Below are 21,527 nucleotides of genomic sequence, written 5' to 3'. Positions count from 1 at the left end.
GTCTGTTAGTACTTGAATTTTTGCGAGAACAAATGTAGTTATGAATTACTAATTTTCAATGATTAAAGCCAATTTACTTTCGGCATTTTGACATTTCTTTTGCAACAGCAATAGACTGAGGGTTTTCGGTTTTTTCCAATTCCGAAATTATATTTTTATAATTGTGGTCGTCGCGGTTTTGAGAAAGTTTTTTTGTGGCCTGAATCTCATCAATTTCAATTTCAAGACCAAAAATTCCTCTGGCTTCGCGCATTGTTTTTGAAGATAAATTTTCAACACGAACCGGGTTTCTGGAGTTTGCTTCGTATTTGTCAACTAACTTTTTTAGCTGTTCTACAGAAGTATCGTAATCAACAATCTTGATTCGTCCATAAACATGTACGGCTATGTAATTCCAGGTAGGTACATTTTCATGATCGTACCAGGAAGAAGAAATATAACTATGCGGACCAGAAAAAACAGCCAAAACCTGATCGTTTGCTGCAAAACCTTCAGACTGCGGATTCAGTTTCGAAATATGGCCTTCCAGAATTTCTTTTCCATCGGCATTAATTCCCAATTCCATGGGGATATGTGTTGCAGATAATTTTCCGTTAGTCTGATTGATCAGGATTCCAAAACTATTTTCTTTCAAAAAAGCCCTGATTTCTTCCTGATCTTCATTTTTATATAAATCTGGTGTGTACATATTGTTAATATTTACTGCGAATTTCACAAATTTCCACGAATTAAATTTGTGCCAATTAGTGAAATTTGTGTTTTAAATCACATTCACTTCTGCTTCAATATGAATTCCAAAAGTTTCAAAAACGGTTTTTTGAACTTCTTTCGAAACGGCTAAAATTTCCTGACCAGTTGCATTTCCATAATTTACCAAAACCAAAGCTTGATTTTTATGAACTCCGGCATCGCCAAAACGTTTTCCTTTAAATCCGGCTTGTTCAATCAGCCAGCCTGCGGGAACTTTTACTTCGGTTTCTGAAACTTCGTAAAACTTCATTTCAGGGAATTTTTGATGGATTTTATCAAAATCAGATTTCAGTAAAATAGGATTCTTAAAGAAACTGCCGCTGTTTCCAAGTTCTTTCGGATCTGGAAGTTTACTTTGTCTGATGGCAATTACAGCATTGCTTACCTCTTTTAAAGTAGGTTCTGTAATATTGTTTTTAGCTAATTCAGCTAAAATATCTCCGTAAGATGTATTTATTTTATGATTGCGTTTTGTTAATTTATAAATAACCGAAGTAATAATGAATTGATCTTTTACTTCATTCTTAAAAATACTTTCACGATATCCGAAATTACATTCAATATTGGTAAAAGTTTTAGTTTCCTGCGTTTCGATATTCAAAGCTTCACAAGAAACAAAAGTATCTTTAATTTCAGTTCCGTAAGCTCCAATATTCTGAACGGGAGTTGTGCCAACATTCCCGGGAATTAAAGACATATTTTCTAATCCGCCAAAGCTGTTATCGATTGTCCAAAGAACAAAATCATGCCACGTTTCACCAGCCTGACTTTCTACCCAGACAAAATCATCATCTTCTTTAATTATTTTTTTGCCTTTTAAATCAATATGAATAACCAATGCATCTATATCTTTAGTCAAAAGCATGTTGCTTCCGCCGCCAAGAATGAATTTTTTCTCGTTTTTATTTTCTTTTAAAATGGTTTTCAATTCTTCGACAGAGTGTACTGCTGCGAATTGTTTGGCTTTGGCTTCAATGCCAAAAGTATTGTAGTTTTTTAAAGAAAAATTGGATTGGATTTCCATAAATAAAAGCTTTTTAATCAGAGTTCAAAAGTAAGGATTATAATTTTTGGTTTTACTGCAAAGACACAAAGTTTGCGCAAAGTTTGTTAAGTTTTTTTACCACAGATTAACACAGATTGAAAAGATTTATTGAAATGGGTTAATTCTAAAACTGTTACAGGATTTTTAGGATTGTTACTTTATAGCTTGAATAAATTGCTGCATTTCTTTCATTGTGCCAATGGTAATTCTGGTCCATTTTCCGTTTTCTTCATAGATTTTCGTTCCCTGTATGTTGTGATTTTCTAATTGATTAAAAAAGTCTTTTTTGTAATTATCCAAAGAAAAATAGATGAAGTTCGAGTGAGATGGAATACAGGTTAAATTTAATTTGGTAAGCTGGTCAATGGTATATTTTTTGACTTCTTCATTTGCAGTATATACTTGCTGAATAAATTTGTCGTCATTTAATGAAGCCAGAGCGGCAGCTGTCGATATTGAGCTTACAGATAAATTGGGGGAGGATTTTAAAGCGCTGAGTTCATCAATTGTTGATGAAGCTGCAATTGCATAACCTAGACGCGCCCCTGCTAAGCCGTACATTTTTGAAAAAGTTTTCGTGATAATTAAATTTTTATTTTCAACTACAAGACTGCTTAGTGATTTTTCTTTTGTGAAATCGATATAAGCTTCGTCTACAAAAACAAGTACATTTTTAGAAGCTTCTTTTACAAAAGAAACTAATTGTTCGTAATCGCATATTGTGCCTGTTGGGTTATTGGGATTACAGATATAAATCATTTTTGTATCTGAATCAATTGCTTTTAACATTGCTGTTAAATCATGTTTTTTATCTGCGGTTAACGGAACCGTAATTTTTTTGAGTCCTAATTTTTCAGAAGGAAATGTCCAATAGTTGAAGGTGGTTTCGGCAATTATAAAATTGCCCTTTTTTAAAGCAGTATATTGAAGAACCAAATCTAAAATTTCAGTTGAACCGGCACCTAATAATATATTATGATCTGAAACAGTATTCTTTTTTGCAATAAAAGAAATTAATTCTCCAGAAAGATCCCAGCCGTATCGATTACTGTTATTGATGCTTTTTTGCATGACAGCGCGGGCGAGTGGAGAAGGACCATAAGGATTTTCATTGGATCGTAATAATATGGGAGATTGGTCTGAACTTAAAGAAACATAATTTTCTGCTGATGGATTTGCAAATGTTTCAAAGGAAGTAAAGCTTAATCCTATTGCACCTAAACCTATTTGTTTTAACCAGTTTCTTCTATTGCTCATATTATTTAAGAATTAAGTTAGACACTTCTATTTTTAATAATATGTCGTTGATATTGAAGAAAAGTTACGATGTAGTTTTTACCACAATGACACAACGTTTTTTGCCACAGATTTACACAGATTGGTTGGAATCTGCTTAATCTTAATAATCTGCGGCTGAATTTTAGGTTAGTTATTTCGAGAATCCAGCAACTCATGATATCGATCAGCGATAACCTTCATATTACTATCATAATTCGCATTTTTCTCTACAAATTCCCTATTTCTTAAAACAGCTTTATTTCGAGACTCAGTATTTTGAAAAGACCAAATCAATTCATCTGCCAGCATTTCGACATTGTCAATTTCAATTAATTGTCCATTTTCACGATGCGTGATCCAGCTTTGATTTCCGGGAATGTCCGAAACTACGGGGTAACAATTGCAAGCCATAGCTTCAAATAAAGATGCTGAAACACCTTCCGTAATTGGCATGCTGATATAAATATTGGATTGCTGCAGTAATTTAGGAAGTTCCGTATTTGGGATTCTGCCTGTAAAAATTACTTTATTTTCGATTTGGAGTTCTTTGGCTAAATCTTTTAAAAAATTCAATCTGGTTCCGTCTCCAACAATCGTAAGAGAAAAATTGATTCCCTTTTGATGTAAAATACCAAATGCTTTTAAAATAGAATCATGACGGTATTCCGGCTGTAAAGAACGCGTTACAATCGCTTCAATTTTATTTGAATTATTTATTGAAGGAGTAAAAAGAGATAAATCAATCCCTTTTGGAACGACCAAAACTTTACTCATATCAACGCCGATTGCTTTCATGTGAATTGTCATGACAGGTCCCCAAGCATGAATTAAATGCGCTTTTTTGAAAGCATATTTCTGAATGAATTTTTTAAAAGGATATAAAACAGAACCTTCGGGCCATAAATCTGTTCTGCCTTGCTGTGCAATGGCAATTGTTTTAGAGCCGGATAAAGCGGCAAGGAATCCGTAACTTGTAGTTCTTTCGGCAATAACCATATCTGGTTTTTCATTCCGGATTATTTTTCTAATAGAAACAGGAGCGAAGAAATATTCTAAAATACGTTTAAGTCTGTTGAGTTTTGAATTACTAGGAGTTTGAAGTTCCCAGGTAATAATTTCAAAACCGCCAAATTGTTTCAACCCTTTCATCCAGGTTATAGCATCGGCACGGTAAGATTCTCCAAGAAAAAGTATTTTTCTTTTCATTTAAGTATTGTTTTTTGCCACAGATTAAAATGATTAAAGTGATTTTTTTGCCACTAATTATACGAATTTCCACTAATTAAATTAGTGCCAATTCGTGTCAGCTTCAACTACAAATCATTTTAATCTGTGAAATCTGTGGCAAATAAAACTAAAATTCTTCAGTATCTAAAGCGCGGTTTATAAAATCATTCAAAGGCTTTAGAGCAATCAGTTTTTTACTCATTTTAGAAACGAAATCTTTCTGGGTTACTTCAGATATGTCATATTTTTGAGTAGCTGTAAAGCTTTTTAGTTTTAAAAACTCAATTGCAGGATGATCTTTTTCGTAACCTCGCGGCATACTTTTTAGAGAATTGCTTTCGTTTATGTCTAAACTTCCAAATTCTTTTTTGAAATCTTTATTGTTTAAAATTTCTTCTAAATCATCGTGAAAAAATGCAATCTCTTTTCGAACTTTTTTTAAATCTTCTGCTTCGGGAGAGTAAAATCCGCCGGCGATAAAACTTGCGCCTTTTTCAATATGAACATAATATCCGGAACGATTCGCGCCTTTTGCGCCAGCGGACATCCAAACGCCCAAATGCGCTTTATAAGGAGATTTATCTTTAGAAAAACGAATGTCTCGATTAATTCTAAAAGTACAATTTTTGATTTCTAATAATTCTAATGAAGGGTCAAGGGGTTTCATAGCGTCCAGAAAATCACTTACCAATTGATGATAATCTTTTTTAAAAACTTCGTAACGTTTTTTATTGTCCTGAAACCAGTCTCTATTATTGTTCTTTTTTAAATCGTCTAAAAATTGCAATGATTCTTTAGTCAGCATAATCAGTTTTTTTATTGCAGTTAATGTTTGGGCTAATTTAATGATTTAGTTCGCCACGAATTTCACGAATTTACACTAATTTTTTAATTGGTTATCGCTCAACTTTGACAAAGTTTTAAACTTTGTCAAAGTTAAGTCCTAAAAATAAATTCGTGTAATTAGTGGCAAAAAAAACTTTATAAATTAAATATTTTATAACTCTGATGTGTTGATTTTACGATCGCTTCTGTTCTTTCCGGATGTGTGTCAGAAATAAAAAGCTGGCCAAAGGTTTCGCTGTTCACCATTTCTACAATTTTAGCGACACGTGTTTCGTCCAGTTTATCAAAAATATCATCAAATAATAAAATAGGTTTTACGCCGCTTTGCTTTTTCAAAAATTCAAATTGCGCCAGTTTCAACGCAATCAAAAAAGATTTCTGCTGTCCCTGTGATCCGAATTTTTTTATGGGATGCGAATCAATTTCAAAAGACAAATCGTCTTTATGAATTCCTGAGGTTGTATAATGAAGCGCTCGGTCTTTGTTTATATTTTCCTGTAAAAGCATTAATAAATCTTTTTCAAACAAATGACTTTCATAAACCAATTGCACAGATTCTTCAGAGCCTGTTATGGCTTGATGATGTACATTAAATATAGGTATAAACTGTTCCAGAAAATCTTTTCTTTTTTCAAAAATCGATTTTCCAAATTCATTCAGCTGCTCATTATATATAGATAAGGTGTCATTGTCGAAAGTATGATTGAGTGCAAAATATTTTAAAAGTGCATTTCGCTGTACAATTACTTTTTGATATTGTATAAGCTGATGCAGATAGGTCGAATCTAATTGCGAAATAACGCTGTCCATAAATTTACGGCGCGTTTCGCTTCCTTCTACAATTAAATCACGATCAGCCGGCGAAATAATTACCAGCGGTATAAACCCAATATGATCTGAAAATTTGTCGTATGCTTTTCCGTTTCTTTTTAAAACCTTCTTTTGTCCTTTTTTTAAACTGCACACAACTTGTTCTGTTCTTTCGTTTTTTTCTAATTCGGCATCAATTACAAAAAACTCTTCCCCGTGTTTGATATTTTGAACCGCAAGCGGGTTGAAATAGCTTTTTCCGTAAGCTAGATGATAAATGGCATCCAGTACATTGGTTTTTCCAATTCCGTTTTTTCCAACAAAACAATTGATCTTAATGTCGAAATCAAAACTGGCTTCGGCGAAATTTTTATAATTGAATAAAGAAAGTTTGTTTAAATGCATTTTTTAAGAGACTCTAAAAGGAAAAATTTGATGGTTTGTAATAAATTCTTTGGATTTTTTTGTCTGCCACAGATTAAAATGATTAGAAAGATTTTTTGCTGAGCCTTTTAATCTGTGTTAATCTGCTAAATCTGCGGCTAAAACTAAGTTTTAGCTCATAAAAGTAGTATTTGAAATCATCAACAATTTGAAGATGTAAAATTATCTAATTTTATCGATATAAAGGGCTTTTGCGATGTTTCAAGTTGATTTATTTTACTGCTGATGCGAAAGGAGTTAGCATTATTAAAAATATTTGTTTTAAAATAGTGATAATTTTGATTTTTTTTACCTCAGTTTCAATAAAAATTTTATTTTTGCCGTTCACTAAATTAATTTTAAATGGCTACTTACAATAAAAGAGGATATAAAGCACCGAAAGAGAAGGAAGTTAAAGAAGTAACTGAAGAACAACAGGTAGTAATTGACGAAAAAGACAGCACAACAGCTGGTGTTTTTTCTAAATTAGATGAAACTGCTTCAAGAACTGAGGATTGGGTTGCTAAAAATCAAAAAATCATTATTGGTTTAGTTGCTGGTATTGCAGTTGCTACTATTGGATATTTGGCTTACCAAAAATTTATTGAAGCTCCTAAACAAGACGAAGCTGCAAACGAAATGTTTGTTGCGCAGCAAAACTTTGACAAAGCAGTTAACGGTGTAGCAAGTGATTCATTATATAAATTAGCATTAAACGGATCTGAAGGTAAATTTGGATTTGTGAAAATTGCTGACGAATATTCTGGAACTGATGCTGGAAATTTAGCAAATTACTATGCTGGTATGTCATACTTAAATACAGGTAAATTTGACGATGCTATTAAGTATTTAGAGAATTTTAAATCAGATGATTTGATTTTAGGTGCTTTAGCAAAAGGAGCTATTGGAGATGCTTACTCTCAAAAAAATAATCAAAAAGAAGCTTTAAGCTATTATGTAAAAGCAGCTGAATCAAACAAAAATGATTTTACTACACCTCGTTTCTTATTAAAAGCGGCTAAAACGGCATTGGCTTTAGGTCAAAAAGAAGATGCTTTAAAATATTTAAACGATATTAAAGATAACTTCGATACAACTCCAGAAGCAGCTTCTGTAGATGCATTGATTGGATTAGCACAATAATATTATTGCAGAGTTAAGATTTTATATTTTAGATTTGTATTTTTACAATCTGAAATCTATCCCGAAACTTCGGGACTAAAATCTAAAATATTAAAGATGGCTACCGAAAATAAAAATTTATCAGAATACGATAAAAACACAATCCCAAATGCGAAAGACTTTCGATTTGGGATTGTTGTTTCTGAATGGAACGATGTTATAACAGAAGGGCTTTATAGTGGCGCTTTTGAAGCCTTAATTGATTGTGATGTTCCTGCACAACAAATTATCCGCTGGAATGTTCCAGGGAGTTTTGAGTTAATTTACGGCGCAAAAAAAATGCTGCAAACACAAAATGTAGATGCAGTTATTGTTATTGGATGTGTAATTCAGGGGCAAACAAAACATTTTGATTTTGTGTGTGAAGGCGTTACTCAGGGAATTAAAGATTTGAACGTTCAAACTGATATTCCGGTTATCTTTTGTGTTTTAACAGATAACAATATGCAGCAATCTATTGACAGAAGCGGCGGTGTTCACGGAAACAAAGGAACCGAAGCTGCAATTGCAGCAATAAAAATGGCATATATTCGTCAGCAGGCTTCTATTTCGCACCCATTTAACCAGCCGTTATTATCTTCGGGCGCGCTTCAAATTGAAAAAACACCTATAAAAATCGAGAAAGAATAAAGCACAATTGTTTTAAAGATATTAAAACCTATACTGTGTCAATAGTATAGGTTTTTGTTTTTTTTATGATTGTTGATATTAAAAAAGCCAATAGAAATTCACTAAATTTGTGCTTCTTGGTTTCTAATTTAAACCCTAAACCTTAAAACTATTTTTGCTTAATGTCGAGTATTATTCAATTACTTCCTGATCACGTTGCTAACCAAATTGCTGCAGGAGAAGTGGTTCAAAGACCAGCTTCTGTTGTAAAAGAGCTGTTAGAAAATGCTGTAGATGCAAAGGCAACTGATATCAAATTGATTATAAAAGATGCCGGCAAATCATTAGTTCAGGTTATTGATAACGGGGTTGGAATGACAGTTACTGATGCGCGTTTGTGTTTTGCACGCCATGCTACTTCAAAAATTCGTCAGGCAGAAGATTTATTTTCACTTGGAACCAAAGGTTTTCGCGGAGAAGCTTTGGCTTCTATCGCTGCGATTGCGCACATGGAAATGAAAACCAAACAAGAACAGGATGAATTAGGAACTCATATTATAATTGAAGGAAGTAAATTTGTTTCGCAGGAAGTTGCTGTTCTGCCCAAAGGAACCTCATTTGCGGTTAAAAACCTGTTTTTTAATATTCCGGCTCGTCGTAACTTCTTAAAATCGGATACGGTTGAATTTCGTCATGTAATGGATGAATTTCAGCGTGTGGCATTAGCACATCCCAACATTCACTTTAGCTTTTATCATAACGGAAGTGAGTTGTACAATCTTCCCGCTTCAGGATATCGTCAGCGAATTGTGGGAATTATGTCCGGTAAAACCAATGAAAAACTGGTTCCTGTAAATGAAGATACTGAGATTATTAGTATACAAGGATTTGTTTGTAAACCTGAATTTGCTAAGAAAAACAGGGGAGAACAGTTCTTTTTTGTGAACGATCGTTTTATAAAAAGCGGTTACTTGCATCATGCGGTTATGGCGGCTTACGATGGACTTTTAAAAGATGGTTCGCAGCCAAGTTATTTTTTGTATTTGCAAGTACCGCCAAATACAATAGATATCAATATCCATCCAACTAAAACAGAAATTAAGTTTGATGATGAGCAGGCTTTATATGCTATTTTGAGAGCTTCGATTAAGCATAGTTTAGGGCAGTTTAATGTTGCACCAGTTTTAGATTTTGATAGAGATTCAAATTTAGATACACCATATCATTATAAAGATGTTGAGGCAGAAGTGCCCACAATTCAGGTTGATGGAACTTTTAATCCTTTTACAGATGATAAAACCAATCAGCATTATACAAAAGCAGGTTCAGGATCTGGTTCTGGTTACAGTTCTGGTTCCTCTTCTTTCTCTTCTGGATCGGGTTCAGGCGCATCTTATTCGGGTTATTCAAAAAGAGTAGAACCAACGGCAACCTGGGAAAGTTTATATGTAGGTTTAGATACAGAGAATCCTGAAACTATCGAAAGTTCACCGTTTATATTCGAAAATGAAGAAGTAACGTCTTCTTTATTTAATGATGATGAGGTAGAACAAGCAAGTCAGAAAACATATCAAATACATAAAAAATATATTGTTTCGCCAATAAAATCCGGAATGGTAATAGTTGATCAGCATCGTGCGCACCAGCGTATTTTGTATGAGCAGTTTTTATTAAATATGACCGTAAATCAGGCTTCCAGCCAGCAATTACTTTTTCCGTTGGATTTATTTTATTCTTCTTCAGAAATGAAATTGATCGAAGAATTAAAACCGTCCTTAGAAACAACCGGATTCGTATTTGAAGAAGCAAAAACAGATCATATTGTCATTTCGGGAATTCCGGTAAATATTACCGAAAGTGAAGTCTCTCTGGTAATCGAACAATTGCTAAGTGATCTGCAAGACGGAATTCCGGCCAGCAGTTACAGTCAAAATGATACAATTGCCAAGTCGATGGCAAAAAGTTTAGCGGTTAGAACAGGATCTTATTTAACCGAGAAAGAACAAGATAATTTAGTAAACGGTTTGTTTGCTTGTAAAGATCCTAATATTTCACCTTTTCAAAAACCTACCTTTATCACCATGCGTGTTGAAGATATAGATAAAAAGTTTGCCTTATGATGAATATGACTCCAGTAGTTAAGCAACTGCTAATTATTAATATTATATTTTTTATTGGTTCGCAATTAGTGCCAATTTCATATGATTATTTAATGCTGTATTATCCGGAAAGCGATAATTTTAGGATTTGGCAGATCATTACACATATGTTTATGCATGCTAAATTGCCAAACTTTGCTCATATTTTATTTAATATGTTTGCATTGTACAGCTTTGGATCTGCATTAGAACATTTTTGGGGAGGAAAGAAATTTTTGTTTTTCTATATTTCATGCGGATTAGGTGCTGCTTTACTTCATACAGGAGTGAATTATTTACAATTGCAGTCTTTTTTAGATTCTGTTTCTTCTTTAAATTTATCAAAAGCTGATCTCCATGTAATTTTAAATGCTGATTATCAGTCTTTATTTGATTCTAATGGTAGGATGATGCAAAATGAGGTATCTGCTATTTTAAATAGAGTGCATTGTACTCAGGAACAATTTAATGCGTTAGCACAAGCAAGCGGTATTGTACAATCGCCGGTTCTTGGTGCTTCTGGTGCAATTTATGGTTTGTTAACGGCTTTTGCTTTTATGTTTCCTAATGCACAGTTAGCCTTAATGTTTATTCCGGTTCCTATTAAAGCAAAGTATTTTGTTCCCGGAATTTTAGCGATTGATTTATTTCTAGGGTTTAAAGGCAGTTCTTTGTTTGGAAGCGGTGGAACAGGAATTGCTCACTTTGCACATATTGGCGGCGCAATTGCAGGTTTTTTAATGATGTTATATTGGAAAAAAAATCAGTTTAACAATAACCGTTGGAATTAATTTTTAACTTTAATTAATTAATTTTAAGAACCAAAAAAGACTTTATGAATATCCTTGACGATTTAAAACTTCAATATAAATTAGGCGGTATCGCTTTGCGTGTTATTTATTGGAATATTGCCTGTTTTCTTATTTCTTTAGTTTTTTTCTATCAATTTTCTAACGGAGGTTTTATTTTTCCAAACTGGCTGGCTCTGTCATCAGATCCTCAGGTTTTTATGTTTAAACCCTGGACGTTTTTAACATATGCATTTTTTCATTTCGGATTCATGCATTTACTGTTTAATATGCTGGTTTTAAACTTTGCCAGTAATTTGTTCCTGACTTTCTTCACTCAAAAACAATACTTAGGATTGTATATTTTAGGTGCTATTTTTTCGGGAATTGTGTTTGCTTTAAGTTTTTATGTTTTAGGAACTTCAGCGTCTATAGTTGGAGCATCGGCTGCAATAATGGCAATTTTAGTTGCAGCAACTACTTATCAGCCTTTAATGAATGTTCGATTATTTTTATTCGGAAATGTTAAGCTTTGGCATATTACTGGTGTAATTTTAGTTTTAGACTTAATGCAGTTTCGTTTAGATAATATGGGAGGTCATATTTCTCATTTAGCCGGAGCTTTCTTTGGTTTTGTCTTTATTAAACTGCTTCAAAACGGAACAGATTTAAGTATCGTTGTTTCTAGAGTATTAGATTTTTTTGCTAATCTTTTTAGAAAATCTCCAACGACCCCATTTACAAAAGTTCATAAGAATTATAATAAACCTACAGAAAAAACGACATCAAAAATTGTCACGAAAGACAAAACGCAGCAACAAATTGATGAGATTTTAGACAAAATCAGCCAGTCAGGGTATGATTGTCTGACAAAAGAAGAAAAAGAGTTTTTGTTTAAAGCTGGAAAATAATCCTTAGCAGAATACTATGAGAAACCTTTCGTGGTTTAATAAAATAATGTTCTTTTTGAATATAGTGCTGACTGTACTTACATTTAGCGTCTATGTTTTGCCTTTTTTAGCACCTAAGAGTTTTCCGCTTTTATCGGTGCTTACGCTGTTTATGCCGGCCTTTTTTGTTGCAAATGGGTTGTTCTTTGTTTACTGGGCAATTCAGTTTAAAAAACGCCTTATTTTGTCTGGTTTGGTTTTATTAACCGGAATTACTTTTATCAGTAAGTTTTATAAATTCTCGGCTAAGGAATATATAAAGGATGAAAAAGATTTCTCAGTAATGAGTTATAATGTTCGTTTGTTTAATGTTTTTAAATGGCTCGACCGCGATGATATTCCGGAGAATATCAAAGCATTTATAGATGAAAAGGATCCGGATATTTTGTGTATTCAGGAGTATTCAAACTCGGCTCATTTAGATTTAAAAGTATATCCGCATCGTTATATTTTTATTGATGGAAAACAGATAAAAACGGGGCAGGCTATTTTTTCAAAATTTCCTATTATTGACGAAGGAAAAATTGTTTTTCCTAAATCAGATAATAATGTGGTTTATGCTGATATAAAACGAGGAAAAGACATTATTCGTGTTTATAATATGCACCTGCAGTCTATTAAAATATCGCCTGACGTAAGTGAAATTTCGGACGATATTGATAACGTTAACCAAAAGAAATCACAGCGTATTTATGGCAGAATTAGTAAAGGATTTACACAGCAGCAAGAACAAGCTGAAATTTTTAAAGAACACATTAAAAAGTGTAAATATCCTATTATTATTTGCGGAGACATGAATAACAGCCCGTTTTCGTACGTTTATCGAAGTATTAAAGGGAAACTCAAAGATGCATTTGAGGAAGCCGGAGAAGGCTTTGGGGCAACATATAAGTTTAAATATTACCCTGCAAGAATTGACTATATTTTTACTGATACTAAAATGAAAGTAAAACAATTCGAAAGCTTTTCTGATTTTGAAAATTCAGATCATTACCCCATAATGACAAGACTTTCTATAGATCAGTTTTAGCAGAAAGTTAAAAGTTAGATGTTGAAAATAAAATAAAACTTACAACTAAAAACTCATAATTCTTAACTTATAAATTATATTATTTTTTGAGTTTTTAAATAATCCATTGCAAATTTCCCTTCGTTAAAAAGCAAATCCAAAACACTTAAATTGTTGATGAATCCATGTTTGTCATCAAAAACCTGAGTATATTTTTCGAATGAATTTTGATCCTTTTTTCCGTTGGTCAAATATCTGAAATCTGAAACATTTTCTACTTCATGAAAATACTCAGTAGTTTTTCCAAACTCCAATTTCATTCTTAAGCATTTTGTCAGAATGTTTAAAACTTCCAGATTTAAGTCCATAAGAAAAGTATGTTTCTTTTCGAAAACAGGGGCTATATCATCTTCAAAAAACTCAAAAAAAGGCGAACTTCTATAAGCTGCTTCTAGTGATTTAAAATGCTGTTTCTGCCAGTCAAATTCATTTTCGATCAAAACATCTTTTGTTTTTTGATGGGCAGATTTGGAATGCTTAACAGGAATATTTAATAATTGAATTCCATTTGGGCTATAGATATATGTTCGGTTTCTATTAGTCTGTTTCTGAAAATTATCTTCCATTTCAAAAGTGATATTTTCAGATTGAGCCATAACTGCAAAGTGGCTGATTGACGGAAAATAGGTAGGAAGTAATAAGGAATTCATTATTTATGGTTTTGTTTAAAAGTTTCAGGTTTCAATTTTCATGTTTTTGTGAACCTGAAAATTGAAACCTGATACAAAAATAACTTTTTTTTAATTATGCTTTATTTTGTTTTCTCTTTTTCCAGAAGAATTCTCCAACGAAGTAAAGAGCTAGAATGATTAAGAAATATTTGAAATACGATTGAGGCTGTCCTTCGCCGTCAACAGTTGTAAATACTCTGTTCCAGCGGATTTTGTTGATGCCTTTTCCATTAGTATCCCAGCTCATCCAGATGAAAACGGGTTTTCCTACGATATGGTTTTCTGGAACATAACCCCAATAGCGACTATCTTCAGAGTTGTGACGATTGTCTCCCATCATCCAATAATAGTTTTGTTTGAAGGTATATGTATTTGTCTCTTTGCCGTTTATTAAGAATTTAGAACCTTTTAATTCTAAAGTGTTTCCTTCATAGTTGGTAATGATTTCTTTGTAAAATGGTAAAGATTCATTTGTTAAAGCAACCGTTTTTCCTGCCTCAGGAATATATATTGGACCAAAATTATCCTGACTCCATTTGTTAATGTGAGGGAAAATGGCGTTATCATTTCCGTTGTCAATTTCTCTTTTTACAGCTGTAACGCCCGGAGTATTTTTTAAACGTTCAGCTCCCGCTTCTGTTAATGCTCTAAAATAAAGAGTGTCTCTTTTTTCTGTTCTGAAGCCTGCAGGATCAGTAATATCTAATTCTTTAAATAAAGATTCAAAATCAATTGAAGTTTTTCCGTCTAAAGCCACAGAATACGAATATTGAGGTTTTGCTCTTTCAGGTAAAACAAGTTTTTTGCCGTTGATGAATACAAATCCGTCTTTGATTGATAAACTGTCACCAGGAACACCAACACATCTTTTAACGTAGTTTGATTTCTTGTCGATTGGTTTTATAACACCCGGTTTTCCTTTTGGTTCGTAGAAATAATGTACCGTATCTACCGGCCAGTTGAAAACAACAATGTCATTTCGTTTTATTTTTTCGAAAGCCGGAAGCCTAAAATAAGGCAATTGAGGCCAGCTTAAATATGATTTTTTCTTTGTTAACGGAATAGAGTCATGCACCATTGGTAATGCAACCGTTGTCATTGGTACTCTTGGACCATAATTTAATTTACTTACAAACAAGAAGTCACCTATTAAAAGCGATTTTTCTAATGAAGAAGTAGGAATAGTATAAGGCTGGATTACGTAAGTATGCACTAAAGTTGCTACAATAATGGCAAAAAGCAGTGAACTTACAGTATCTGCTGTTTTGTTTTCAGGAGTTAATTTTCTGTCGGCATTGTATGCTAATTTCTGAGTATAATTTACATAATAGATGTAAAAACCAAGAGTGAAAATTCCTAAAATAGTATCTAAAGTCGATTTTTTACCAAAAGTTCTAAGCGTTTCAACCCAAACTACCGGAAACATAATTAGGTTAATAATTGGAATAAAAAGCAACAAAGTCCACCATGTTGGACGTTTGATGATCTTCATTAAAACAATTGAATTATATACCGGAATTGCTGCTTCCCAGCTTTTTCTTCCTGCTGCCTGATACAATTTCCATGTACCAATGAAATGAATTATTTGAACAGCTAAGAAAAATACGAACCAAGAGTAAAGTGTCATAATATTGTATTTTAAGTTTCAAATTCAGGATTTATAGTTGTTTAATCCAGAACTGTAGTCAATTTATTGTAAGTTTAATACATCTTTCATAGTGAAAACCCCTTGTTTTCCAGCAAGCCACTCTGCAGCGATAACAGCGCCAAGAGCAAAACCTTCACGATTATGAGCTGTATGCTTGATTTCGATGCTGTCAATAACTGAATCGTAGTTTACGGTATGAGTACCTGGAACTTCACCAATCCTTTTGGTTTCAATGTGTATTTGATTGTTTTTTGCTTCTTCTAAAGTCCATTCAGCATAATTGCTGTTCTGAATTACACCTTGTGCTAAAGAAATTGCTGTACCGCTCGGAGCATCAAGTTTGTGTATGTGATGAATCTCTTCCATAGAAACTTTATACGAATCAAATTGATTCATGATTTTGGCTAAGTATTCGTTTAATTCGAAGAAAATATTTACTCCTAAACTGAAATTTGAGCTCGATATAAATCCTCCTTTTTTATCGTTACAAAGTGCAATCATTTCATCGTAATGTTCCAGCCATCCTGTTGTTCCTGAAACGACAGGAACATTAGCATTAAAAGATGCAGAAATATTACTTACTGCTGCAGATGGAACGCTGAAATCAATGGCAACATCGGCTGTTGAAAGGCCGTCATAAGTATTGAGTTCATCTTTCTTTAAAACTATTTCATGACCTCTTTCTAAAGCAATTCTTTCAATTACTTTACCCATTTTTCCGTATCCTAAAAGCGCAATTTTCATTTTGTATGTATTTGTGATTTTTTAAACAGATGTTTTCTATTTAAAAGCGATAATTAAAAGTTAGTCCAACATTTGGTTTAAATGTTACATCGTTGGGGTAAATTTCCGGACGCATAGATAGTCTTTCGTTTACATTGAATTGAATCAAAGCAGCATCTACGTTGGCGTCAATGATATTTAAAACATAAAAACCAACAACAAATAAAGCAGAAAGATCTCTGTTTCTTTGGTAAAATTTCTGACCGGCAACAAGTCGGCTGTCGTCCAGATATTCAAATTTATCATCATTGTAGCCTTCTAGCCTTCGTTTGTAGGCATTTCGATAATCACGATATTTGTTATTGTTGTCTATATAGAAGTATAAACTTGTACCAATAGCTCCATAAACTAAAGGAATTTTCCAGTATTTTTTATTGTATGCCTGTCCTAAACCAGGTAAAATAGCAGAATAGAAAGCTGCTTTTGCAGGTGTAAGCGGGTCTATTTCTTCTAAGGTAGTACTGTCTTTAGCGACCAAAACCGTTTCTTCTTTTACCTGAGCAAAAAGAGAGACGGTTCCTAAGAAAAAGAACAATAAACTTATGGGGACAATTTTATTCACTATCCGTTTATTAATTTTATAATTCGATTAAAGTCGGCTTCAGAACTAAATGGAATTGTGATTTTTCCTTTTCCGTTGCCTGCGACTTTTATATCAACTTTCGAACCAAAATAATCATTGAAAGTATTTTTTTGTGTTTCTCTGACTACAAATGCAGAATCAGGTTTAGCTTTTCCTTCTCCTTCTTCTTTTGGCATTTGACCTTCGTGATAGTTTTTAACTAACGCTTCGGTTTCACGAACTGATAAGTTCTGGCTTACGATTTTTTGGTAAATATCGGTTTGAACATCTAAATCTTCAATGTTGATGATCGCACGACCATGACCCATACTGATAAATCCGTCACGAATACCTGTCTGGATAATCGGATCTAGTTTTAAAAGACGTAAGTAGTTAGAAATTGTAGAACGTTTTTTTCCAACGCGCTCACTCATCTGCTCTTGTGTTAATTGAATTTCATCAATTAAACGCTGATAAGAAAGGGCAATCTCAATTGGATCTAAGTCATGACGCTGAATGTTTTCAACTAATGCCATAACTAATGACTCATTGTCATTAGCAATACGAATGTAAGCAGGAACATGAGTTAAACCAATTAAGGTAGAAGCACGTAAACGACGTTCTCCTGAAATTAACTGATATTTATTGAAATCTAATTTTCGAACAGTAATAGGTTGAATCACACCAAGTTCTTTAATAGAAGTGGCTAACTCACGCAATGATTCTTCATTAAAATTGCTTCTCGGCTGAAACGGATTTATTTCGATAGCACTTATTTCAAGCTCAATAATATTTCCAACAACCTTATCAGCATTTTTGTCTTCTACGGATTTAATGTCGTTTTCCGGATCTTTTAATAATGCTGATAATCCTCTTCCTAAGGCTTGTTTTTTAATTGCTTTTGTCATAAAAACTATTTACTGTTTTTCTTTATAATTTCTTGAGCTAAATTAATATAGTTTACGGCACCTTTGCTTGTTGCATCATAATTAATGATACTTTCTCCAAAACTCGGAGCCTCACTTAATTTTACATTTCGCTGAATTACGGTATCAAAAACCATATCGTTAAAGTGTTTTTGAACCTCTTCCACAACCTGATTAGATAGACGTAGTCTAGAATCATACATTGTTAATAATAAACCTTCAATATCAAGATCCGGGTTGTGTATTTTTTGAATACTCTTAATAGTGTTCAATAATTTTCCTAATCCCTCAAGAGCAAAATATTCGCACTGAATGGGAATAACTACAGAATCTGCAGCTGTTAGAGCGTTCAGGGTTAACAAGCCTAGAGATGGCGCGCAGTCGATAATGATAAAATCATATTCTTGCTTTGCTTCTTCTAATGCTTTTTTAAGCATATACTCACGGTTTTCTTTGTCAACCAATTCAATTTCGATAGCAACAAGGTCAATGTGAGCCGGTATCACGTCAACATTTGGAGCTGTACATTTTAAAATGGCTTCTTTTGGTGTTACAGTATGTTCTAGAATTTGATAAGTTCCAACTTCAACTGTTTCTACGTCAATTCCAAGACCAGATGTAGCATTGGCCTGAGGATCAGCGTCGATTAATAATACTTTTTTCTCTAAAACACCTAATGAGGCTGCAAGATTTACTGATGTAGTAGTCTTTCCAACGCCTCCTTTTTGATTAGCAATAGCAATGATTTTGCCCATTTATTTTCTGAATTTTGAACCGTAAAAATACAATTATTTATGGTTTTTGAAAATCTATTTTGTTAACATTTAAGAAACTTTGTTTAATCGTGGTTTCACGCGTCTTGGGAACAAAATAATTTTAGTTATGAATAGAATTGTCGATAAATTTGGATTCATTTATTTGGTATTGCTTCTGTAAAAAGAGAGTAATCTGATTTTGCCTTGTAGAAAAGGTCTTATTTTAAAATTTCTATAGTAACATAAACTAAGCCGCTTTTTTTATTAGAAGCAATATTCATAAACGCTCTTTTACTTAGATCAATTTCTCTTCCTTTAACAAAAGGTCCTCTGTCTGTGACCTCCAATTACAAATTTGTTATTTGCTTCATTTGTTACTTTTACTATCGTGCCAAACGGAAGTTTTTTATGTGCTGCAGTTAGATCGTTGTTGTTGAATTTTCTTCCGCTTGCAGTTTTTCTGCCATTAAATTTGTCATGATAATAAGAAGCATGAGCGTCTTTTTTGTAATAGTTCTGTTCTTCATTTATGACATCGACATCAGTATTTGCAGAAGCAGGAGGTTCTTGTGAAAGAACTGTCGTGGAAACCGCAAAAGCTATAAATAGAATTACCTTTTTCATTTTTTAATTTTTGTAGAAGGGCAAAAAAAATCTATTTTGAAAAAATGAACATATTGCAGACGGTTTATTTATGTTATTAAAAGCCAAAATTCAGGCTTTGTATAGTTTTTGATGAGAAAATCGAAACCAAAAATGAACATTCAGGTTAAAGATTATTGCTATTTTGGGCTTCTTAAAAACAATCATTATTGCAAACTATCAAACCACAAAAATGAACATTCTTATGAGTAAAAAAGTGATTTCAGTATTTAGAGCATTTGTGTTTATGCTGATTCTATGCAGTTTTGTTTCACCTTTTTCTTTTGACCAAAAAATACAGGAGAAAAAAACGGAAAGCAAAATTGTTTATAATAAAAAGAAACACAGCATAACCTTATCGTGGTCTGCTTTTGGTTCTTCCGGAAATTATGTAATTACCAGAGGAGGCAGTCGTATGGCGACAAATTTCGCAGCTTTGGGCTCGACTTCTAAATTGATATTTACAGATAATAAGCCAAATGCAGATAAATATGAAAATTATTATAAGATTACTCGTGGATCTGCAGTTGTGATAATTTCGCTCGAAAATCAAATTTTTGGCGATAACATGTATTTCTATGATAGAAAATACGAAAAAGCAGAAACGGCACGAAATGAAATTAATTCGCAATTTCGATCTATTGGTTTGGGCGGAGCAGATGGAGAATGGACAACAAAACGTCAGGCTTATTATTTTAAGGCAAATATTAATAAACAAACTTACGATTCAGGTGGATCAGGTTCTGCATCAGCAGCAGAGGCAAACTCCATAGAGCTGGGTTTCTATTCTCATATTGGAGGTTTAGGTAAAGTGCCTTCAGATGTTAAATTAGGTTCTGTTTTTACAAGGCCCCATCTTTCGGGTGGAGCGAATGCGACTTGTACCTTTTGGCGTTCTATGGAAAATGTAGAAGTGATGCGTGATTTTGCCTGGACCGTTTCTCAGTCAACCAGTGCAAGGAGACTATTGATTGACGATACTTCGAAATATATTTCAGATGTTGGAAGCAATAACTTTTGGGGAAGCGGCGGTTTTATTGCCGACACGCATTATATATCATCCAGGCCCAATTGGGGCGGACAACAGCAATGGTATACCAGAAATACTGTTTTTCCTTCGGGTTCAGGAGCAATGGGAGGTTCTTATAATATGGTTTGGCAGGGATGTGTTAATCCTCCGCAAGCAGATGAAGCTAATTCTCCAGTTCCGGCCACACCTATTATTAGAGAAAAGCCTTTTCTTTTTATAGATGATGATGGTGAATACAAAGTATTTGTTCCGGCTTGGCAAAAAGACAGAGTGGGAGTTTCTTGGTCATCAAAAGATATGGGAAAAGGTAAAATTCAGGATTTGCTTACACAATGGTTTGTAGCAAAAGAAGGCGATACTGATATAGAAATTAATAATGCATTAAAAGCGGGTAAAAATGTGTTTTTTACTCCAGGACATTACTCATTAAGTGCTCCTATTCAGGTGAATAGGAAAGGAGCGATATTATTGGGAGCTGGTATAGCTTCTGTAACGCTGGAGCCTGCTGAAAAAAATACTTGGGGATGTATTTATGCTGATGATAAGGACGGAATTGTTATTGCAGGACTTCTTATGGATTCATTTAATAGTACAACTTATCAGGTTCGAATTGGTAATGAAGGAGCAAATGCAGATCATGCTTCAGACCCTCTTTTACTTGCAGATATTACTTGCAGAGTTGGAGGAGTTCAGTCAAAAAACATTCAGATTGAGGCTTCTATGCAGATAAATAGTAACAATGTTGTGGGTGATCATTTCTGGTTATGGCGCGCCGATCATGGTTCGCAGAAAGGCGGCAATGCACGCTGGCTGAGAGACAGATGCAAAAATGGACTTATAGTTGCTGGTAATGATGTTACGCTTTATGCTCTTTTTACAGAACACTATCAAGAGTATGAAGTTTTATGGCTGGGAGAACGAGGCAGGACTTATTTCTTTCAAAACGAACCGCCTTACGATGCGCCAAACCAATCAAGCTGGAGTAGTCAGGGAGGTAAGGTTGATGGTTATGCTGCATTTAAAGTAGCTAACACTGTAAAAGAACATCATACTATAGGAATGGGGTCTTATGCAGTTTTTACAGGAACAGATGATAAGGTGAATAAGAAAAATGCATTTGAAGTACCTAACAACCCGAATGTGAAACTCGAAAAAATGTGTATTACTCGTTTTGCAGGTTCAGGGAATATTCAAAATGTTATTAATGGTACAGGGGGAAGTACAGCAACCGGTGTAAAACGTGTGTCTTTATATAATAATGGAGAAGGTGCACAGGCTTATGATGAAGAATTTATTTTACCCAATAGAGAATCATATCCTGCGTATATTGATATGGAAAAATAAATAGGATATAGTTATTTTGAAAAGAAAACCTCTGAAGATAGATTGTCTTCA

19 protein-coding genes and 1 pseudogene are annotated in these 21,527 nt (G+C 33.6%); 7 read left to right on the top strand and 13 right to left on the bottom strand.

The genetic code is table 11. From position 1 onward, the window contains the following. Positions 1-73 precede the first annotated feature (73 nt). The 6 genes from L1276_RS23290 to L1276_RS23265 all read right to left on the bottom strand — a co-directional run bounded on the left by L1276_RS23290 (position 74) and on the right by L1276_RS23265 (position 6,361). Positions 74-688 (bottom strand): FMN-binding negative transcriptional regulator, encoded by a 615-nt coding sequence (locus L1276_RS23290; protein WP_253792023.1) that lies wholly within the window; start codon positions 686-688, stop codon positions 74-76. Between the two features lie 72 nt (positions 689-760). Continuing rightward, the gene (gene murB, locus L1276_RS23285; protein ID WP_253792021.1) at positions 761-1,774 is read right to left on the bottom strand and encodes a UDP-N-acetylmuramate dehydrogenase; all 1,014 of its coding nucleotides are present in this window, start codon (positions 1,772-1,774) and stop codon (positions 761-763) included. Between the two features lie 174 nt (positions 1,775-1,948). Further along, a complete protein-coding gene (locus tag L1276_RS23280; RefSeq protein WP_253792020.1) occupies positions 1,949-3,052 on the bottom strand; it encodes a histidinol-phosphate transaminase in 1,104 nt (367 codons plus the stop codon). 168 nt (positions 3,053-3,220) lie between these two features. After that, the gene (locus L1276_RS23275; RefSeq protein ID WP_253792019.1) at positions 3,221-4,279 is read right to left on the bottom strand and encodes a glycosyltransferase; all 1,059 of its coding nucleotides are present in this window, start codon (positions 4,277-4,279) and stop codon (positions 3,221-3,223) included. 148 nt (positions 4,280-4,427) lie between these two features. Beyond that, the gene (locus L1276_RS23270; protein ID WP_253792018.1) at positions 4,428-5,105 is read right to left on the bottom strand and encodes a DUF2461 domain-containing protein; all 678 of its coding nucleotides are present in this window, start codon (positions 5,103-5,105) and stop codon (positions 4,428-4,430) included. Between the two features lie 176 nt (positions 5,106-5,281). Then, positions 5,282-6,361, bottom strand: a complete 1,080-nt coding sequence (locus L1276_RS23265) for a DNA replication/repair protein RecF (RefSeq protein WP_253792017.1) — start codon at positions 6,359-6,361, stop codon at positions 5,282-5,284. A gap of 381 nt (positions 6,362-6,742) precedes the next feature. On the opposite strand from L1276_RS23265, the gene L1276_RS23260 reads away from it, so the two are divergent. The 6 genes from L1276_RS23260 to L1276_RS23235 all read left to right on the top strand — a co-directional run bounded on the left by L1276_RS23260 (position 6,743) and on the right by L1276_RS23235 (position 13,076). Then, positions 6,743-7,522, top strand: a complete 780-nt coding sequence (locus L1276_RS23260) for a tetratricopeptide repeat protein (protein ID WP_253792016.1) — start codon at positions 6,743-6,745, stop codon at positions 7,520-7,522. 96 nt (positions 7,523-7,618) lie between these two features. Beyond that, positions 7,619-8,191: a 6,7-dimethyl-8-ribityllumazine synthase gene (gene ribH, locus L1276_RS23255; RefSeq protein WP_253792015.1), complete on the top strand. Its 573-nt coding sequence runs from the start codon at positions 7,619-7,621 to the stop codon at positions 8,189-8,191. Positions 8,192-8,352: 161 nt separating this feature from the next. Beyond that, entirely contained in the window at positions 8,353-10,290 is a 1,938-nt protein-coding gene (gene mutL / locus L1276_RS23250; RefSeq protein WP_253792013.1) for a DNA mismatch repair endonuclease MutL, read from the top strand. Continuing rightward, positions 10,287-11,099, top strand: a complete 813-nt coding sequence (locus L1276_RS23245; RefSeq protein ID WP_253792010.1) for a rhomboid family intramembrane serine protease — start codon at positions 10,287-10,289, stop codon at positions 11,097-11,099. The genes mutL and L1276_RS23245 overlap by 4 nt, the downstream gene beginning before the upstream one ends. A 44-nt stretch (positions 11,100-11,143) precedes the next feature. After that, a complete protein-coding gene (locus L1276_RS23240; RefSeq protein WP_253792008.1) occupies positions 11,144-12,007 on the top strand; it encodes a rhomboid family intramembrane serine protease in 864 nt (287 codons plus the stop codon). A gap of 16 nt (positions 12,008-12,023) precedes the next feature. Further along, positions 12,024-13,076 carry an endonuclease/exonuclease/phosphatase family protein gene (locus L1276_RS23235; RefSeq protein WP_253792007.1) on the top strand — a complete coding sequence of 351 codons (1,053 nt, stop codon included), beginning with the start codon at positions 12,024-12,026 and terminating at the stop codon, positions 13,074-13,076. 74 nt (positions 13,077-13,150) lie between these two features. Here L1276_RS23235 and L1276_RS23230 read toward each other — a convergent pair whose 3' ends face one another. The 7 genes and pseudogenes from L1276_RS23230 to L1276_RS23200 form a co-directional block, all read right to left on the bottom strand. Further along, entirely contained in the window at positions 13,151-13,765 is a 615-nt protein-coding gene (locus L1276_RS23230) for a WbqC family protein (protein WP_253792006.1), read from the bottom strand. A 94-nt stretch (positions 13,766-13,859) separates the two neighbouring features. Then, on the bottom strand, positions 13,860-15,413 hold the full coding sequence (gene lepB / locus L1276_RS23225) for a signal peptidase I (RefSeq protein WP_253792005.1): 1,554 nt from the start codon (positions 15,411-15,413) through the stop codon (positions 13,860-13,862). Positions 15,414-15,476: 63 nt separating this feature from the next. Continuing rightward, positions 15,477-16,178, bottom strand: a complete 702-nt coding sequence (gene dapB / locus L1276_RS23220; protein ID WP_253792004.1) for a 4-hydroxy-tetrahydrodipicolinate reductase — start codon at positions 16,176-16,178, stop codon at positions 15,477-15,479. A 40-nt stretch (positions 16,179-16,218) separates the two neighbouring features. Then, positions 16,219-16,779 carry a DUF5683 domain-containing protein gene (locus L1276_RS23215; RefSeq protein ID WP_253792003.1) on the bottom strand — a complete coding sequence of 187 codons (561 nt, stop codon included), beginning with the start codon at positions 16,777-16,779 and terminating at the stop codon, positions 16,219-16,221. Beyond that, the gene (locus L1276_RS23210; protein ID WP_253792001.1) at positions 16,779-17,687 is read right to left on the bottom strand and encodes a ParB/RepB/Spo0J family partition protein; all 909 of its coding nucleotides are present in this window, start codon (positions 17,685-17,687) and stop codon (positions 16,779-16,781) included. Before L1276_RS23210 ends, L1276_RS23215 begins: the two co-directional genes overlap by 1 nt. Before the next feature lie 5 nt (positions 17,688-17,692). Further along, on the bottom strand, positions 17,693-18,460 hold the full coding sequence (locus L1276_RS23205) for a ParA family protein (protein ID WP_253791999.1): 768 nt from the start codon (positions 18,458-18,460) through the stop codon (positions 17,693-17,695). A gap of 218 nt (positions 18,461-18,678) precedes the next feature. After that, positions 18,679-19,084: pseudogene (locus tag L1276_RS23200) on the bottom strand (septal ring lytic transglycosylase RlpA family protein). Positions 19,085-19,307: 223 nt separating this feature from the next. Between L1276_RS23200 and L1276_RS23195 the strand changes: the two are divergent. Next, entirely contained in the window at positions 19,308-21,476 is a 2,169-nt protein-coding gene (locus L1276_RS23195) for a glycoside hydrolase family 55 protein (protein WP_253791997.1), read from the top strand. Positions 21,477-21,527: the final 51 nt, after the last annotated feature.

It is taken from the genome of Flavobacterium sp. HSC-32F16 (assembly GCF_024171645.1).
Taxonomy (GTDB): domain Bacteria; phylum Bacteroidota; class Bacteroidia; order Flavobacteriales; family Flavobacteriaceae; genus Flavobacterium.
This window is presented reverse-complemented; position numbering and strand designations above follow the sequence as displayed.

Coding starts and splice junctions, on each gene's coding strand:
- L1276_RS23290 (WP_253792023.1), bottom strand. CDS start 688: ATGTACACACCAGATTTATATAAAAATGAAGATCAGGAAGAAATCAGG.
- murB (WP_253792021.1), bottom strand. CDS start 1,774: ATGGAAATCCAATCCAATTTTTCTTTAAAAAACTACAATACTTTTGGC.
- L1276_RS23280 (WP_253792020.1), bottom strand. CDS start 3,052: ATGAGCAATAGAAGAAACTGGTTAAAACAAATAGGTTTAGGTGCAATA.
- L1276_RS23275 (WP_253792019.1), bottom strand. CDS start 4,279: ATGAAAAGAAAAATACTTTTTCTTGGAGAATCTTACCGTGCCGATGCT.
- L1276_RS23270 (WP_253792018.1), bottom strand. CDS start 5,105: ATGCTGACTAAAGAATCATTGCAATTTTTAGACGATTTAAAAAAGAAC.
- L1276_RS23265 (WP_253792017.1), bottom strand. CDS start 6,361: ATGCATTTAAACAAACTTTCTTTATTCAATTATAAAAATTTCGCCGAA.
- L1276_RS23260 (WP_253792016.1), top strand. CDS start 6,743: ATGGCTACTTACAATAAAAGAGGATATAAAGCACCGAAAGAGAAGGAA.
- ribH (WP_253792015.1), top strand. CDS start 7,619: ATGGCTACCGAAAATAAAAATTTATCAGAATACGATAAAAACACAATC.
- mutL (WP_253792013.1), top strand. CDS start 8,353: ATGTCGAGTATTATTCAATTACTTCCTGATCACGTTGCTAACCAAATT.
- L1276_RS23245 (WP_253792010.1), top strand. CDS start 10,287: ATGATGAATATGACTCCAGTAGTTAAGCAACTGCTAATTATTAATATT.
- L1276_RS23240 (WP_253792008.1), top strand. CDS start 11,144: ATGAATATCCTTGACGATTTAAAACTTCAATATAAATTAGGCGGTATC.
- L1276_RS23235 (WP_253792007.1), top strand. CDS start 12,024: ATGAGAAACCTTTCGTGGTTTAATAAAATAATGTTCTTTTTGAATATA.
- L1276_RS23230 (WP_253792006.1), bottom strand. CDS start 13,765: ATGAATTCCTTATTACTTCCTACCTATTTTCCGTCAATCAGCCACTTT.
- lepB (WP_253792005.1), bottom strand. CDS start 15,413: ATGACACTTTACTCTTGGTTCGTATTTTTCTTAGCTGTTCAAATAATT.
- dapB (WP_253792004.1), bottom strand. CDS start 16,178: ATGAAAATTGCGCTTTTAGGATACGGAAAAATGGGTAAAGTAATTGAA.
- L1276_RS23210 (WP_253792001.1), bottom strand. CDS start 17,687: ATGACAAAAGCAATTAAAAAACAAGCCTTAGGAAGAGGATTATCAGCA.
- L1276_RS23205 (WP_253791999.1), bottom strand. CDS start 18,460: ATGGGCAAAATCATTGCTATTGCTAATCAAAAAGGAGGCGTTGGAAAG.
- L1276_RS23195 (WP_253791997.1), top strand. CDS start 19,308: ATGAGTAAAAAAGTGATTTCAGTATTTAGAGCATTTGTGTTTATGCTG.